Source organism: Flavobacterium sp. (assembly GCF_044371705.1).
Lineage (GTDB): Bacteria > Bacteroidota > Bacteroidia > Flavobacteriales > Flavobacteriaceae > Flavobacterium.
Genome location: NZ_JBILTE010000040.1, coordinates 1 through 17,543, shown reverse-complemented (window position 1 = coordinate 17,543; position 17,543 = coordinate 1). Strand labels below are relative to the sequence as shown.

Annotated in this window: 14 protein-coding genes; 7 read left to right on the top strand and 7 right to left on the bottom strand. The window is 36.6% G+C overall.

Features of this window, described 5'->3' with window-relative positions:
- The first annotated feature begins 284 nt into the window (after positions 1-284).
- Both ACIQ2S_RS04595 and ACIQ2S_RS04590 read left to right on the top strand, forming a co-directional pair.
- The gene (locus tag ACIQ2S_RS04595; RefSeq protein ID WP_396173279.1) at positions 285-767 is read left to right on the top strand and encodes a DUF1456 family protein; all 483 of its coding nucleotides are present in this window, start codon (positions 285-287) and stop codon (positions 765-767) included.
- A gap of 3 nt (positions 768-770) precedes the next feature.
- On the top strand, positions 771-1,421 hold the full coding sequence (locus ACIQ2S_RS04590) for an NAD(P)H-binding protein (RefSeq protein WP_396173277.1): 651 nt from the start codon (positions 771-773) through the stop codon (positions 1,419-1,421).
- A 91-nt stretch (positions 1,422-1,512) separates the two neighbouring features.
- Here the strand turns inward: ACIQ2S_RS04590 and sucC are convergent, their stop codons facing one another.
- Positions 1,513-2,709: an ADP-forming succinate--CoA ligase subunit beta gene (gene sucC / locus ACIQ2S_RS04585; RefSeq protein ID WP_396173275.1), complete on the bottom strand. Its 1,197-nt coding sequence runs from the start codon at positions 2,707-2,709 to the stop codon at positions 1,513-1,515.
- 254 nt (positions 2,710-2,963) lie between these two features.
- On the opposite strand from sucC, the gene lysA reads away from it, so the two are divergent.
- The gene (lysA, locus tag ACIQ2S_RS04580) at positions 2,964-4,184 is read left to right on the top strand and encodes a diaminopimelate decarboxylase (RefSeq protein WP_396173272.1); all 1,221 of its coding nucleotides are present in this window, start codon (positions 2,964-2,966) and stop codon (positions 4,182-4,184) included.
- Positions 4,185-4,343: 159 nt separating this feature from the next.
- Positions 4,344-5,762 carry an alkaline phosphatase gene (locus ACIQ2S_RS04575; RefSeq protein WP_396173270.1) on the top strand — a complete coding sequence of 473 codons (1,419 nt, stop codon included), beginning with the start codon at positions 4,344-4,346 and terminating at the stop codon, positions 5,760-5,762.
- Here ACIQ2S_RS04575 and ACIQ2S_RS04570 read toward each other — a convergent pair.
- A complete protein-coding gene (locus ACIQ2S_RS04570; RefSeq protein ID WP_396173268.1) occupies positions 5,759-6,982 on the bottom strand; it encodes an O-antigen translocase in 1,224 nt (407 codons plus the stop codon). The genes ACIQ2S_RS04575 and ACIQ2S_RS04570 overlap by 4 nt on opposite strands.
- A 277-nt stretch (positions 6,983-7,259) precedes the next feature.
- Here ACIQ2S_RS04570 and ACIQ2S_RS04565 point away from each other — a divergent pair, with 277 nt between their 5' ends.
- A complete protein-coding gene (locus ACIQ2S_RS04565; RefSeq protein ID WP_396173265.1) occupies positions 7,260-9,065 on the top strand; it encodes a gliding motility-associated C-terminal domain-containing protein in 1,806 nt (601 codons plus the stop codon).
- Here the strand turns inward: ACIQ2S_RS04565 and ACIQ2S_RS04560 are convergent.
- Positions 9,055-9,666, bottom strand: coding sequence for a trimeric intracellular cation channel family protein (locus ACIQ2S_RS04560; RefSeq protein ID WP_396173261.1), 612 nt, complete (start codon positions 9,664-9,666; stop codon positions 9,055-9,057). The genes ACIQ2S_RS04565 and ACIQ2S_RS04560 overlap by 11 nt on opposite strands.
- 98 nt (positions 9,667-9,764) lie before the next feature.
- On the opposite strand from ACIQ2S_RS04560, the gene ACIQ2S_RS04555 reads away from it, so the two are divergent.
- Positions 9,765-10,628 carry a bestrophin family protein gene (locus ACIQ2S_RS04555; protein ID WP_396173259.1) on the top strand — a complete coding sequence of 288 codons (864 nt, stop codon included), beginning with the start codon at positions 9,765-9,767 and terminating at the stop codon, positions 10,626-10,628.
- On the opposite strand, the gene ACIQ2S_RS04550 is transcribed toward ACIQ2S_RS04555, so the two are convergent.
- The gene (locus ACIQ2S_RS04550; protein ID WP_396173257.1) at positions 10,620-13,052 is read right to left on the bottom strand and encodes an AsmA-like C-terminal region-containing protein; all 2,433 of its coding nucleotides are present in this window, start codon (positions 13,050-13,052) and stop codon (positions 10,620-10,622) included. The genes ACIQ2S_RS04555 and ACIQ2S_RS04550 overlap by 9 nt on opposite strands.
- 127 nt (positions 13,053-13,179) lie before the next feature.
- On the opposite strand from ACIQ2S_RS04550, the gene pheT reads away from it, so the two are divergent.
- Positions 13,180-15,600 carry a phenylalanine--tRNA ligase subunit beta gene (gene pheT, locus ACIQ2S_RS04545; protein WP_396173255.1) on the top strand — a complete coding sequence of 807 codons (2,421 nt, stop codon included), beginning with the start codon at positions 13,180-13,182 and terminating at the stop codon, positions 15,598-15,600.
- Positions 15,601-15,653: 53 nt separating this feature from the next.
- On the opposite strand, the gene ACIQ2S_RS04540 is transcribed toward pheT, so the two are convergent.
- The 3 genes from ACIQ2S_RS04540 to ACIQ2S_RS04530 form a co-directional block, all read right to left on the bottom strand.
- Positions 15,654-16,028, bottom strand: coding sequence for a hypothetical protein (locus ACIQ2S_RS04540; RefSeq protein ID WP_396173251.1), 375 nt, complete (start codon positions 16,026-16,028; stop codon positions 15,654-15,656).
- Between the two features lie 21 nt (positions 16,029-16,049).
- Positions 16,050-16,874, bottom strand: coding sequence for an N-acetylmuramidase domain-containing protein (locus tag ACIQ2S_RS04535; protein WP_396173249.1), 825 nt, complete (start codon positions 16,872-16,874; stop codon positions 16,050-16,052).
- Positions 16,875-16,890: 16 nt separating this feature from the next.
- A partial coding sequence (locus ACIQ2S_RS04530) for a CHAP domain-containing protein (protein WP_396173247.1) occupies positions 16,891-17,543 on the bottom strand: 653 nt, incomplete at its 5' end.

The window sequence follows — 17,543 nt, the reverse complement described above, 5'->3', positions numbered from 1 at the left end:
GATTGCAAACACCTAACCAAAGAAGTCGTAGTGAAAGACGGCAAACACAATGAAAAAATGTGGAGTGAACAATTTGGAAAAGCAGTGTTGTGGATTTTGAAATGAAAAAGTTTCGAGTTGCGGGTTTCGGGTTGCGGGTTGCGGGTTACGGGTTACGGGTTGCGGGTTGCGGGTTATAAATCAATATATGTTTCAAATAGTTTTTACTTCGTATCTTTACAAGAAATTTCAAATCCTTAGTACCTTAGTACCTTAGTACCTCAAAACCTTAGCACCTCAAAAAAATGAACAACAACGATATCTTCAAAAAACTCCGTGTCGCTTTGCAACTTCGCGACGACCAAATCGTAGAAATTATGCAATTGGTTGATTTCCGTATTTCTAAAGCTGAATTAGGAGCGTTCTTCCGCAACGAAGACCATCCGAATTTTATGGAATGTGGCGATCAAGTATTGCGAAACTTTTTAAATGGGTTGGTGATTCACTTACGTGGAACCAAAGAAAACCCGAAGAACCCAAGGGAAGTGATAAAAAGTCACAAAGCAGATTCAACAGAAAAGAACATCGTGAATAGTGGCGAACGCTCCGAATCAAGAGCTAATAAACCGGAAGACAGAAAACCGTTTGTAAAATCTAACACAGGACAGAAACCAGCTTTTAAGAAAAAACCTTCCTCCAATCCGAAATCTCGTGAGAAAAAGCCAGAGAAGAAAATAGAGATTGTGGAAAAAGTGAAATACAACAATGGGAAGAATAAAAAGTCTTAACCAATGAAAACGGCCCTTTTGATAGGCAGCACAGGCTTGGTTGGTTCTCAGCTTTTGAATATACTTCTGGATAGTCCTTCTTACAACAAGGTGATCGTTTTTGTTAAACGGGATGCAAAAATTCAGCATCCAAAACTTGTACAACATATTATTGATTTTGACCATGCAGAAAGCTATGAGCACTATGTTCAGGGAGATGATTTTTTTTGTTGCATTGGAACAACCATCAAGAAAGCAGGAAGCCAAGAAGCTTTTAAAAAAGTAGATTATACCTATCCCAAACAATTTGCACAAATAGCATCCAAAAATAAAGTAAGCCATTTGCTGCTTATTTCTTCAATTGGAGCTGATGAAAAATCAACGAATTTTTATTTAAAAACAAAAGGTGCAATAGAAGCTTTTTTAAAAATAGCCGACCTAGAGACGGTCACAATCGTAAGACCTTCGCTATTACTTGGAAAAAGAACCGAGTTTAGATTGACCGAAAAAATAGGAGCTTTCTTTATGACCACATTTTCCTTTTTATTAGTAGGTAATTTAAAAAAATACAAACCAATCGAAAATAAAAAAGTGGCTCAAGCTCTATTTAAACTGGCTCAAGATGATGCAAAAGGTTTCCGAATTTTCGAATCAGACCAAATACAAGAGCTGTAAAACCGTTTCAAACGTGTACAGAAAAGCCCCCAGAAAGTTCAACTAACTGGGGGCTTTTTTATACTACTTTTTGATCAAATCAATTGCAAAATTACTTGCTCAACGCCGCTTTCACTTGATCTGCCGCTTCTTGAAACTGTACCGCTGATAAAATAGGCATACCTGAATTGTCGATCAATTCTTTGGCTATTTCAGCATTCGTTCCTTGTAAACGAACAATAATTGGAACTTTAATGGCATCGCCCATGTTTTTGTAAGCGTCTACAACTCCTTGAGCCACACGGTCACAACGTACAATTCCACCAAAGATGTTAATCAAAATTGCTTTTACATTCGGATCTTTTAAAATGATTCTAAAAGCAGTTTCCACACGTTTCGCATCTGCCGTTCCTCCTACGTCTAAAAAGTTAGCCGGCTCATAACCTGCGTACTTAATTAAGTCCATGGTAGCCATTGCCAATCCGGCACCGTTTACCATACAACCAACCGTTCCGTCTAAATCTACATAGTTTAAACCTACTTCCTTGGCCTCTACTTCAATAGGATTCTCTTCACGAATGTCACGCATATCAGCAATTTTTTGCTGACGGTATAATGCGTTATCATCAATATTTACTTTGGCATCAACTGCCATGATTTTATTATCAGACGTTTTTAAAACCGGATTGATTTCAAACATTGAAGCATCTGAACCTACATAAGCATTGTATAATGACTGTACAAATTGAACCATTTCTTTAAATGCATTGCCTGAAAGTCCTAAATTAAAGGCAATACGTCTCGCTTGAAATCCTTGCAAGCCAATGGTTGGATCTACTTCTTCTGTAAAAATTAAATGAGGCGTGTGTTCAGCCACTTCTTCAATATCCATTCCACCCTCGGTAGAATACATAATCATGTTGCGTCCTTTGGCACGATTTAATAAAACGGACATATAAAACTCTGAAGTTTCGCTTTCTCCCGGATAATACACATCTTCTGCAATCAAAACTTTGTGTACTTTTTTACCTTCCGGTGGGGTTTGTGGGGTAATCAATTGCATCCCGATAATTTGTTCCGCCAATTCTTCCACTTGTTGTAAATTCTTAGCCAACTTCACTCCGCCGCCTTTTCCACGTCCACCTGCATGTACCTGTGCTTTAATCACATGCCAGCCTGTTCCGGTTTCAGCTGTTAGTTGTTTCGCTGCAGCAACCGCTTCAACGGGACTATTAGCCACAATTCCTCTTTGAATTCTTACGCCGTAACTGGCTAAAATTTCTTTCCCTTGGTATTCGTGTATATTCATAATAAAGTTGCGTTTGTCTGTTTAAAAAGTGCCACAAAAATAACAACTAAATTCTAACTGCCGAATCTTTTTTTACTATTTATTTCGATTGTAGTGCGAACTACCTACGTTTTCGTACGTTTCAAAAGTTAGATATTATAACCAATACTGCTTTATGTGTTACAAATAACACATTTTGTTATTTTTTGTGAATATGATCGGTCGCATTTTTTTTAGTACTAACGTACCCGTACATTTGCATAAAAATAAAAACCATGAACACGAAAGACTTACTTGGTTTAGCCGAACAATTTGGTAGTCCATTATATGTATACGATGCAGAAAAAATACAATCGCAATACAACCGTTTGACGAACTCCTTTGAAAAAGTAGAACGTCTTCGAATTAATTATGCTGTAAAAGCTTTATCGAATATATCCATCCTTCGATTGTTTCATTCCATGGGGGCTGGTTTAGATACTGTTTCTTACCAAGAAGTGCAATTAGGCTTGGCTGCCGGTTTTGAACCGAACCGAATCATATTTACTCCCAACGGAGTTTCGCTGGAAGAAATTGAACTGGTGGCAGAATTAGGTGTACAAATCAATATTGATAACTTGTCAATTTTAGAACAATTCGGCACCAAACATCCAACCATTCCGGTTTGTATCCGAATCAATCCACATGTAATGGCGGGAGGAAATTCTAATATTTCCGTGGGTCATATTGATAGTAAATTTGGGATTTCTATTCACCAATTGCCACACTTACTTCGTATTATTGAAAACACCAACATGCATATCAACGGCATTCACATGCATACAGGTTCGGATATCTTAGATATTGAAGTGTTTTTATATGCCGCTGAAATCTTATTTGATACGGCCAAACATTTTAAAACATTGGACTTCATTGATTTTGGAAGCGGTTTCAAAGTCCCTTACAAAAAAGATGATATCGAAACAAATGTGGAGGAATTGGGTAAAAAACTATCCAAACGATTCAATAAATTTGAAGAAGAGTGCGGCAGACCGTTAACACTAGCTTTTGAACCGGGTAAATTCCTAGTGAGCGAAGCCGGCTATTTTTTAGCAAAAGTAAACGTGGTGAAACAAACTACGTCAACCGTTTTTGCGGGAATTGACAGCGGATTCAACCATTTGATTCGTCCGATGCTGTATGGTTCGTATCACCAAATTGAAAATATTTCGAACACCAAAGGTAAAGAGCGATTCTACTCCATCGTAGGTTACATCTGCGAAACGGATACGTTTGCCAATAACCGTAGAATCAATGAAATAACCGAAGGTGATATTTTATGTTTTAAAAATGCAGGAGCGTATTGTTTTTCAATGGCTTCTAACTATAACTCCCGATTCAAACCTGCCGAAGTACTTTGGTACGAAGGAAAAGGCCACTTAATCAGAGAACGCGAAACAATGGAAGACATTTTAAAAGGTCAGAAATTAGTTAGCTTTGAAACTGTACTTAACTAACACAAAAACAAATACCCGATTAACAGATTACAACGAAGATCCCGATTTCATGATGCAATCGGGATTTTTTCGTTGGAATAAGTCCATCCGCAGAATAGTAAACTTAATTTAACTTGTCTTCTCACTACATTTTCTATATTTGTTGCAAATACATCCATCATGAACAGAAGAAAGTTCTTTAAAAACGGTTCGCTTTTTACCATCGGAAGTTTGGTCATTAATCCTTTTGATACAACGGCTGCAATTGAAACCATCCAACCTGTTTATAAAAACAAAAAAGCAAAAAATATCATCTTTTTAGTAAGTGACGGAATGAGTTCGGGAACGCTGAACATGGCTGATATTTACTTAAGCAGAAAAACAGGAACAGGTTCGAATTGGTTGAATTTATACCGTGAAAATAAAGTCACTCGTGCGTTAATGGACATGGCTTCTGCCTCGTCGCTTGTTACCGATTCAGCGGCCGCAAGTACTTCTTGGGGAAGTGGTTTTCGAGTAAAAAATGGTGCCTTAAATATCGGCGTGAATGGTGAAGAATACCTTCCCATCTGGCAAAAATTTAAAAAAGCAGGAAAAATGGCGGGTTGTGTAACCACAGTGCCAATTACGCATGCCACTCCAGCAGGTTTTTGTGCCAACAGCAAAAGCAGAAATAGTCAGGATGAAATTGCAGAAACCTATTTATTAGTAGACTTTGATGTGATGATGGGTGGTGGGTCTCAATACTTTGACAAAGATAAACGAAAAGATAAAAAAGACATGTTCGCTGCTTTTGCTTCCAAAGGATATCAAGTAGCAAAAACGCGTACAGAAATGCTTGCTTCTTCCAACGAGAAACCACTTTTAGGGGTGTTTTTCGAAGATGGTTTACCCTACTCCGTCGACCGCGAAAATATAAAAGACCTAGGAAACACGATTCCTACCTTGGCAGAGATGACTCAGAAAGCAATCGACCGAATGAAAAGTCATCCGAAAGGATTTGTACTTCAAGTGGAAGCAGGAAAAGTGGATTGGGCTGCTCACGCCAATGATATCGCAGGACTGTTGTACGACCAAGTAGCTTTTGACGAAGCAATAAAAGTGGCAATGGATTTTGCCGAAAAAGACAAAGAAACGCTTGTGATTATCACCACCGATCACGGAAACGCGAATCCGGGATTGATTTACGGCAAAAATGTCAACGATCATTTTGATTCGGTGCAAACCTACAAACATACCAACGAGTGGATTTTAAACGGATTCACCCCCGAATCTACTGTTTCACAAATTAAAGAGCGGATTGAATTTGCCAATGGCTTTGCACTAACAGATGAAGAAGCAAAAACAATCTTAGGTTACTATGAAGGTTTGAAAAAAGACGACGAGGGTTTGTATAATTATAAAAATTTGCCATTTAAGACTTTTGCCGAAATGCAAAAAGCAAGAACCTCTGTGGGTTGGATAAGTATGGATCACTCCGCTGATTACACCGAATTAGCAATGTTCGGACCGGGTAGTGAAGAATTAAAACCTTTCATCAAAAATACCGATTTGCATTACTTTATGTTGAAAGCAGCCGAAGTTGAAAACAAATTTTAGTACAATTTCTTCCTAAAATAAAAGGCTAAAAGTGCAAAATAGAACATATAGGTAAACGCATGTGCCATGACAACTCCTTCCGTTTGAAATTGAGGAACCAATAGAAAACTCAACGATAGTAAAGACACAAAGGATAGTGTTTCGGTGACCAAATAGGCCTTTGTTAGTTTCTTGGCAAAGAATTCGTAACCCAAAATTACAGAGGCAGCTTTGAAAACATCACCTACAATTTGCCACAAAAACAAATCATTTACGGGTAAAAATTCACTGGTAAAAAGCACTTGCACGATAAAACTTCGCAAAAAGTAAATCACAACCAAAACGCCTATAAACAAAGGAAATACTGATTTAAAATAGTTGTAAAAAATAGCTTTTGTTTCAGAATCACTTGTTGCCATAGACAATTTCGGCAAAAAATACACGGTTAAAAGTGTGGACAAAAACATGAAATAATAGGTAGAAATCCTGCTGATTGCTTCCCAAAAACCGGCTTGTGTCAACCCTTGTGAATCGATAATATAATTTCGCAAAACCAAAAGCACTAGTGGCGTTACAATCGCTGTAAAAAGTGCCATGACTGTAAACGAATACAAATGACTAAGCAAACTCCAATCAAATAATTTGAATTTTATATGGCTGAACAGTGCCAACTCTTTATTGAGATAAAAAAAAGTAACGCCAAATAATAATGCGGGCGTAATCACCAGCGACAACATAGCTCCCAACGTATACATTTGCGTGACTAACAAAACAGTCACACCCAATCCCAATAAATTACCGATAATGTTGGTGTAAATAACTCTTTGATAGTTGCCCAAGCCATTTAATACAGCCAATAAAAATGCGGAGAGCGTATGCCAGGGCAGTGTAAAAGCAAATACCATAATTGCATTGCCATACACGCTTTTCACACCAAACAAATAGGTCGTCCAAAATTCTGCTCCAAAGAATAGTAGCAGACTCAAAAGCAAAGCTACACCCACTAATACAAAGAAAATGGTGGAAATAAATGCAGCGGTTGCAGTACTATCTTTCTTGTGCGAGGCAATAAATCGAATGATACCGTTTTGAAACCCTAAGGTGGAAATATTCTCGGCAAGTGAAACAAAATTTCGCATATTGCCTACCAATGCCATACCGCTAGGTCCAATAAAAATAGCGATGATTTTTGATGTAACAATGCCGATGCCTATCTTTAAAACAACGCTAATGCTGTTCAAAGAAGAGACTTTGAACAAGGTGGAACGCAGTATTTTATTTAATAATGTCAATTGTTGATGGTTGGCAAATCAATAATTACAGCAAGGTGCTGATTGTTAAAAAGAGGGTTCAGAAACATATTCAAAACTTCATTAGTGACACTAATACTTCTAAAAAATCTACAATCCATAGTCTTAAATTACTGATTATACGTTGACGAATTGCATTGTAATGCGTTGCAAAATAAAACTTTTACAATTTTTCCTTATATTTCGGACTATTAATTTACCCATTTATTTGAAACGAAAATACAACATTTTTGTTATTTGTATTTTATATTTCTGCTGGAGTACTAGCTTCGGTCAGGATGTTTCATTGTATCAGCAATTTAACGGCCGATTTGATTTTACTTTTATCGGCAATACCCTCAATCCGCAGGAAAATACGTTCCAAACGAGTCCGGTAATTTTAAGTAGTTCAGCTGCAGTATTAAATTTAACAACGCTGGACACTATTCAGAAAGCCTACCTCTATTGGGCAGGAAGTGGAACCGGCGATTTTGATGTGGTCCTAAACACCACCAATATTACCGCAGAACGAACGTTTGCTTACCAACGAATTATTAACGGGGTTCCCTTTGATTATTTCAGTGCCTTTAAAGATATTACCGAACAAATCGTTGCTACAGGAAACGGTAGTTATACCTTTTCCGGTTTGGATATTTCATCGTTTTTACCAACCTATTTTACCAATCGAACCAATTTTGCAGGCTGGGCAATAATTATTGTGTATAAAAATGACACCTTACCGCTAAATCAAGTAAATGTGTATGATGGACTCCAAGGCGTTCCCAATGAACTTAGTATAACTTTAAGTAGCTTAAATGTTATCGATGAAATTGGTGCAAAAATCGGCTTTTTAGCTTGGGAAGGTGATGTGGGAATTGCAGTGAATGAAACGCTGACCATTAATAGTGCTGTGTTAAGTAATCCGCCTTTAAACCCTCAAAATAACGCATTTAACGGGACTAATTCTTTTACGGGTAGTACGGTTTTGTACAACATGGACTTGGATGTATACGACATTCAAAATAACATTCAAGCAGGTGACACTTCCGCAGAAATAGCACTTACGTCAGGACAGGATTTTGTTATGATTAATGCCATTGTCACCAAACTCAACAGTCAGGTTCCTGATGCGGTGATTTCCATTGACGATTTTACACGCACTTGCGATTCGAGAATTATTCCGGTGGAATATACAGTCACCAACTTAGCAACAGCCACCAATCCGTTGCCAGCCAACACGCCGATAGCAATTTATGCAGACGGCAATTTACTAGCTACTGCTGCAACACAGGCCATCCTTCCCGTTGGTGAAAGCGAAGTGGGAACGATTATTCTGACCATTCCGGAAATTATCGCCAATCCGTTTGAATTAGTATTTGTGGTAGATGATACCGGAGATGGAACAGGCATAGTCTCAGAAATAAATGAAGACAATAACAGTTACGCGGAAATCATTACTCTTTTTACTTCACCAGCTTTTAACGACTTACCCAATATTGAAAGTTGTAACCAAGGTTTGGGTGTTGCTACTTTTGATTTTTCATCCTATGAAAATCTTGTAAAGTTTGATCCTGACGACACAGTACAATTTTTTGAAACTTTTGAAGAGGCTTCTAAAAATATAAATCCCATTAGCAATACATTTAATTATACAACCTCTACTTCTTCTACAACCATTTATGTAAGGATAGAAAATGATCATTGTTTCAGCATTACCTCCTTTCTGCTACTTACAAAAAATTGTCCACCAACCATTTATAATTTTATTACCGCAAATAATGATGGGTATAATGATTTCTTTTTTATTGATGGCATCAAAGACATTTTTGTAAACTATGAATTATTGGTTTACAACCGTTGGGGCGTACTCATTTGGAAAGGCAATAATAATCTAGACTTTTGGAAAGGTGAAGTAAATACCCGCAATGATTACTTTGGAAAGGAAGTGCCCGACGGAACCTATTTTTACGTATTGAACTTAAACGATCCGGAGTACCAGGCCCCTTTTGTAGGCTATTTGTATTTTAAGAAATAACTTCTTTACCCAAGGTGGGCAAATACCATTTATATTTCACCGCCAACAAGCGAATAGTAATGATTACTAATGAAGTAATCAGATACAATAAATCGTTATTAATTTGAAAATACTTTAAAGCAAAAAACACTACGCCGCCAAAAATGCAAATGGTAGCATAAATTTCTCTTCTGAAAATTACCGGTATTTCATTACACAAAATATCGCGAATTACCCCTCCAAAGCAGGCAGTCATGGTACCTAGAGCGATGCAAATGACCGGATGCAAATGCACCTCAATGCCTTTTTCTAAACCAATTAAGGTGAAAACGCCTAAACCAATGGTGTCAAACAGAAAAAGCGATGTACGCAATCGGTCCAATTTTCTCCTGAAAAGCAATGCGATGATATATCCCAATCCAATCACATATACATAATTAACATCCCGCATCCAGCCAACAGGCGTTCGTCCGATAAGCATATCGCGTAAAGTTCCACCACCCACAGCTGTTACAAAAGCAATTATAAAAACCCCAAAAGGGTCGAGTCGCTTATGAAAAGCGGTCAAAACACCCGAAATGGCAAACGCCATCGTTCCGATCAAATCAATTAAATGAAACATCTGTACTTTTTAAATAAAATAGTAACAAAAGAATTTCTACTTTTGAAAACGTTAAGTTCTCAAAGATACTACTAAATTGAAAAGTAAAAAATAACCCCATGGTTTCATACAATACAAAAGAATGGTTCACTTTTATTTTCAGAATTCACAAGGCGGACACCTTCCGGAAATTACTGCCATTGATGGTAGGTATTGGTCTTTATTCAGCTTTCATCGGATATTTGGAACTAGAAGTCTGGAAATTATCCGAACAAAGTCATGTAAAAAACATTACCATCATGCACAATATGTTGGGTTTTGTCATCTCCTTATTGCTTGTATTTCGTACCAACACTGCCTACGACCGCTGGTGGGAAGGCAGAAAACAATGGGGTAGTTTGGTAAATACCAGTAGAAATTTTGCAATGAAAATTTCGGCCATGGTAAAAGACCGAACCGACCGAAACTTTTACCGAAAAATAATCCCAACATATGCCATGGTTCTTGAAAAACACCTGAAAAATCAGGAAGTTGCTTTAGAACTTTTTGAAGATGTCGATTTGGAGATAGATCATCACCGTCACAAACCCAATCGCATTGCTTTGGCTTTAATCAACCATACGAATCAACTGTATGAATCGAACAAAATAACCGGCGACCAACTCATCCTTTTGAACAACGAAATAACTTCGTTTACAGACATTTGCGGAGCCTGTGAACGTATTAAAAACACACCCATCCCCTATTCATACAGTGCGTTTTTGAAAAAGTTTATCTTTTTATATGTAATGACTTTGCCTTTTGGCTATGTTTTTGACTTAGGGTATTACGTGGTTCCTGTGGTTGTATTCATATTTTATGTATTGGCTAGTTTAGAGTTAATTGCAGAGGAAATCGAAGATCCTTTTGGCGATGACGCCAATGATTTACCCACCGAGGAAATTGCACATAAAATAAAGAAGCACGTTGAAGAATTACTTTGATTTGTTGTTCGATAATCGCGGTTTTATTTTGGTTCCGCCTTTTTTATCGTCAATAACCTGAAGATGAATGCAGACACCTTTTTTTCTGTTTTCAGCAAGTACAGCTTTACTTATTTCATTTTTGTCTTTAGCAGGGTTGCGTAAATGAACGTCTATGTTTAAATTAGTACCTTCATCAAGTCCGTAATCGCCAACTACGTCCATTTTTATTACACTGGTATTGATTTCCATGGGTGCAATAGTCAAAATACCTTTTTTGATTGCTATATCCACTACTAAATTATCAATGGTAATATTGGAAAAATCACGTTTTGGAAATACATGTTTACCCACTTTTTCAATTGGTTTAAAATTTACAAACGCTCCATCTGTCAATTGATAGTTCAAGTTTCCTTTCAGTGATTTAGGCTGAATAGCTGCATCAACTGCCTGCCCGGTTAAATGGGTTTGAAGGGATAATTTTCCTCGAATCGAATGATTTGTAATAGTTTTAGAGCCAAAATTATCAAAGGAATACAAAAATTTGTCAACGTCTAAATTAGTGGCCTTGGCATTCAAGCTAAATAAATTTGCTTTTAAACCATGGTCAATAGTAGCATTCACTTTTAAAGTACCGTTGCAACTATTGACCGATAATTCACTTAATTTGATTTGCTTGTTGGTTAGTTGTACGTCAGCAACAAGTTTGCTTCCTGTAAACTTGTTATGTTTGAATTGATCAACTTTTACTTTAGCCGTAATCAGTTGGGTGTTGGTTAATAGGTCAAATAAAGTGGATTTTCCCTTTTTTGTTGGAGTTTTGGTCTTGCTGGGACTCATAAAATAAGTAAAGTCTTTTAAATCTAAAAACGGACTATAGACTTCCCAATTTAAAACAATTTTATGCGGACTATCGTAATACAAACTCATAAAATCCTTCGAACTGCCCTTCATCTGCACTTTACTGCTTTTGGTTTCAAAGGACAGATTTTTTACGACCAATTCGTCGGAGGTAAAATGTAAGTCGACATTGTTCTTTTTAAACGCAATATTTTTGGGTACAAAAGTAAAATCGCAATCCTTGATGCTAACCATTCCTTCTATAAATGGTTTTTTGATTTGCAAATTGATTACATCACTCTTAAAAGAAATGGCACATCGAACCTTACCTTTGGCAAATCGCATATGATCTTCGGTAAAAAAAGCACGGAGCTTTGATGCATCAAATTCAGTGTCTAGCGAACCGGAAGCAATGGGTTTTTTCAAGTCTAAAACCATCAAATCCTTTGTGGTAAAAGGTATTCCTTCATAACTAGCTTTAAAATCATGAAGCATCACGGCAGAATTCGGATCATCATAGGTGCCGTTATCCACATAATTATTGGTGTATTCACCCGTAAAACTACAATCGGTAAACACTTTATCTACGGCAGTTAATTCATTGTCTTTAAAGGTGGCAACTACGTGTATTTTTAAATAATTTTTATCTTTCATATCGCCGTTAATGGAACATTTCACGGGAAATGGCTTCTTCAAATCAAATTTATTCAGTTTCGAGAAGATGTTCTTTGAAACTAAGGAAGCTGCGTCTTTCCAATAAACACCTTTACTGATTAGTCCGATTGAAAATAATGAATTCCCTTTTATTCCAAAAGAAGCTTTTAAATCAAACTGACAACCACCAATTACAAAAGCATCCGAACTGATGGCAATCTTTTTTTGAAGTGTATCGTACGTAATGGCTAGATTACCTGTAATGTCTTTGTTTTTGGCAAAGCTTCCGTTTTTATAATTAAAAGTCAGATCGTCAACGTGAGCATTCATTTTTGCATTGGCAATGAACCCTTTAGAAGTAGTTGTAAAATGCGTATTTAACGATTTTATTTTAAAATTAATTGATTTTCGTTTGAGGTGATTGTCTGCAACAACGGTTACCTCTTTCAATTCAATGTTATCAATTTGCAAATCTAATACGGGATCTTTTTTTTCTTTCTTCACTATCTTTCTTTTCTCCAATGCCGAAAAATTGCTGTAACCATTTTCAGCTGTGTATACATCTAATGTGGCATTTTTCAACGTAACTTTATTGATTTCTAAATTCCCGAAAAGAACTTTCCAAGGGTAAATCTTTGCATACAAATAGTCGGATTCAATCAAGGTTTTTTTATGAAGTGACCACAGCGAATCTTTCACCGTTACGTTCTGCAACTCTATCGTTAAACTGGGGAAATCTCTGAACAACAGCAGGTTCAAATCTCCAATGGCAATATCTCCTTTGAAATTTTCTTTGGCATAGTGATTAACTTCAGCCAGTATCTCATCATGCTTGGTGTCTAAAAACACACCAAAAAGCGTATAGATCAAAAGAACTACAAGCATAAAAACCGCGAAATACTTGACGATTTTGCGGGTTATTCGTTTCCATTTTTCAGCTACTACTACCATGAAAAGATTGTTAAAATTCTTAACGAAAGGTATAAAAAAAGAACTAATAAATCCTTCTAATTTTAAATTTTTAATAGTACGCTTCAAAGACAATTAGTATCTTTGCACTCTTAAAATTCGATACAAAATGCGTATATCATACAACTGGCTGAAACAATTTATAAAATTAGATGTTCCTTCAGAAGAAACAGCGGCTTTGCTTACCGACTTAGGTTTGGAAGTAGAAGTAGTAGAAAAATACCAATCTGTTAAAGGTGGCCTTACTGGAGTAGTTGTTGGCGAAGTGAAAACGTGTGTGCAACATCCCGATGCCGATCGTTTAAAAGTAACCACTGTTGACTTAGGTGACGGTCAACCCGTGCAAATTGTATGCGGTGCACCCAACGTTGCTGTGGGACAAAAAGTACCCGTTGCAACCATCGGAACAATGTTGTTTGACAAAGACGGAAATGAATTTCAAATTAAAAAAGGAAAAATACGCGGACAAGAAAGTCACGGAATGATTTGTGCCGAAGATGAATTAGGTATTGGTACCAATCATGACGGCATCATGATTTTAGATAATCTTATTGAAGCCGGAACGCCCGTGGCAGAGGTGCTCAATATAGAAAACGACGAAGTCTTTGAAATTGGGTTAACTCCTAACCGTGCCGACGCCATGTCGCATTGGGGTGTAGCCAGAGATTTGAGAGCAGGTTTGGTACAAAAAAATACCACGCCTGAATTAATCACACCTTCGGTTAGTAATTTTAGAGTAGACAAGCGTACGTTAAAAATTGACGTAGAAGTGGCCGATAGTAAATTGGCTCCTCGCTACTGTGGGGTCACTATTTCGGGAATTAAAGTAAACCCTTCACCGGACTGGTTGCAAAACCGTTTGAAAGCCATCGGATTGACCCCTAAAAATAATATTGTTGACATCACCAACTACGTGTTACACGATTTGGGTCAGCCCCTACATGCCTTTGATGCCGCTTTAATCAACGGAAAGATAAACGTTAAAACAGTAAAAGCAGGAACAAAATTTGTGACGTTGGATGATGTGGAACGCACGCTACATGAAGATGACTTAATGATTTGCGACGACAACGGTCCGCTTTGTATTGCCGGCGTTTTTGGTGGTAAAAAATCAGGCGTGACCGAAAATACAACCAGTATCTTCTTGGAAAGTGCCTATTTTAATCCGGTTTCCATCCGTAAAACGGCTAAGAGACATGGGTTAAGTACCGATGCTTCCTTCCGATTCGAACGTGGTATTGATCCGACGATTACCGAATATGCGTTGAAAAGAGCCGCTATTCTAATCAAAGAAATTGCCGGTGGCGAAATTACATCCGACATTGTAGAAGTGTACCAAAAGAAAATTGAAGACCATTCGGTTCTTTTGAATTTTAATAATGTCAATAGCATCATTGGTCAGGAAATTCCTAAGGAAACCATTAAGAAGATATTGGTATCACTTGACATTAAAGTCACTAATGTATCCGAAACGGGTCTTGGTTTGGTGGTTCCTGCCTACCGCGTAGATGTGCAACGGGAGATTGATGTGATTGAAGAAATTTTACGGGTATACGGTTATAATAACATCAACTTCAGTAAAAAATTAAACGCTACGGTTGCCAACTCCGGTCGTACGGAAGATTACAAAGTGCAAAACATCATTGCCACGCAATTAAATGCGTTTGGATTTCATGAAATGATGTCGAACTCTTTAACCACGCCTGACTATGTAAAACTTTCTTCAAAATTAAAAGAAGAGTTTAACGTACTGATGTTAAATCCGCTGAGTGCTGATTTATCAGCTATGCGACAGTCGCTGTTGTTCTCCGGATTGGAGGCAGTATCGTATAACATTAATCGAAGAAATGCCGATTTAAAGTTGTTTGAATTTGGTAAAAGCTACCACAAATTCCCTTCAGGGTATGAAGAGCAAAAACATTTGACCTTGTTCTTAACCGGTAACCGAGCAGCTGAAAACTGGACGAGTGCACAAAATCCATCTGATTTCTTTCTGTTTAAAGGCTATGTGACTTCGGTTTTTGATCGGTTAGGTTTTAACAAATTAATTACTAAACCTGTTGGCTCAGATGTATTTGCGGAAGGAATTGCTTTTTATAGCGGCAACGACTTATTGGTTGAATTCGGTACGGTTAAGAAATCCATTTTAAAACATTTTGATAGTAAGCAGGAAGTAATGTACGCCGACTTCAATTGGGGCTTGATTATTAAACTACTTAGCAACAAAATAAAGTTTCAGGAGATTCCTAAATATCCGGAGGTTCGCAGAGATTTAGCTTTATTAGTCAACCAAGATGTTTCTTTTGAATCGCTGTATGCCATTGCTCGCCAAACAGAGAAAGCCCTGTTAAATGACATCAACTTATTTGACGTTTACCAAGGGAAAAACCTTCCCGAAGGTAAAAAGTCATATGCCTTGAGTTTTATCCTGCAAGATGCGACCAAAACATTAACCGATGAGCAGATTGATAAAATCATGGGCAAACTGCAACAGAATTTTGAAAAAGAAGTGGGTGCTGTTTTAAGGTAATTCTTGAATCAAATTTATATTATGATCCCAATTCTTTATAGGATTGGGATTTTTTATTCTATTAAATACCTATTCCAAGTTTGATAATTTAATTGTTGCAAACCTGTACCTAAATTTCTGGTTTGTAATTTTTCTGTAGAACCATCTTGATAAAATAGCATTAAATATAAAGTGGCATTTTCTTCAATAACATCCCAAGAACCAAAATATTCCTTTCTACTTTGTGATGGCATTGAAAATCCACCGGAAGAAATGCTCGAAAATGATTCTATTATAAATGCAAAGCTTTTATCAGAACACAGAAAAATAGATTCCGTTTTTTCATCGAACCAACCACCGCCAGAATAATCTCTGTCGCTATTTACACTTTCTTTTTTTAATTTTTTGTGAGATAAAATCTCTATCATTTGTTGTACTAGATAACTCATGATATTAAAATTTAAATTATATTATTTTGAATATTTTGCAAAAGCAGCAGCCAATTTTGTATCATACTTATTGACTTTATACGACGGTCCGTTATATCTTTTCGCAAACTCTTCCCAATTTTTACTTTGTAAATAAGGAATCAAATGGTTTATTTTTAAAAACTGACCAAAAGCTTTAAGATGTTCGCCTTCATTTATATGCATTTTCTGAACAAAATCAGCTATACTTGAATAACCTAAAGACAAAGCATTAAAACCCATAATTTGAAAACTTCCCCAAGATGCTGAAGCATTCGCAGCATCAATAAAACTTTGTCCAGAACCTAATTGCATGGCTTTTTGCAATCTTACTTGTTCGGCTTCTCCTCCGAGATAATATTGTTTTGTCCAACTCTTATATAATACATCAGCCGTAGTGCTATTGTGGTATTCGTTCGGATTGATTCCTCTTTTTTCTAATTCTCTCCAAAAAATATGACCTTCAAATAAAATCTTAGGTTTTCCACTCAATAAAAATCCTTTTCCATTACTTTCTACTTCATTTACTGCTTTAACAATGGCTAGTTCTAGCTGAAATGTATTAGCAAAATCTATTAAATCTTGTTCTGATAAAAACTTACTATTATGATTCGTAAATTGTGAATTCAATTCGTATAATTTCGACCAACTTTTGGTACCAACAATTCCGTCGACAACCAAATTATTTTTCATTTGAAAATCTTTAACTGCGGAATCAACTGCTAAAGTAAACGAATTTGAAACCACTAGATTGTACCCTAAATTATTAAGCATTTCACAAAGTATAAGTACTTCAGTTGCTTTGTTGTTATATTTTATAGTTTTCATATTCTTGTTTTTAAAATTAGTAAACGATAAACCCTTTATTTATGGAGTTTATCTTTCTATTAGTAACTAAGAAAACTCCAATTCCTTCTCTACTATTTGTATTATTTGTATTGCCTTCAATAGTAGTTACATAGCCGCCTACAACATTTGTTACTATTCCTGTATGTCCTAATCCACTTCCATGATCCATAATAAATATGGAACCTGGAACAATTAGCGATGGGTTATTTTTTGCTTGAGAAGCCGTAATTTTTTTTGTAGTGGTAGAATTCCAGTGATGCAAACAACCACCTGTTTTTACTAATGGATTTTTGATAAACAAACTCTTAGACGCTTCGTTAAAACAATAATATACAAACGCCATGCACCAAGGATTTCCTTTTGGCAAACCTACACTTGCTAAATATTTTTCAACTTCTGGTCCGCTATTACTTCCCAGCGGTTGTTCTAATACACCTATTTGAGTATTGGCCACTTCGATTACTTTATTTAGAAAACTATAATTAGTAGAAAAAGATTCTGGATGATCTTGTGTCTTTTTCCCGAATAAGGCTTCCCAAGTAAGTGAACCCACAATGCCATCAGAAACCAAAGGAATTCCTTGACTATCTAATGCTAAACTCTGAAATAACTTAACAGCAGATTTTGTACTATCATCAAAAATTCCAT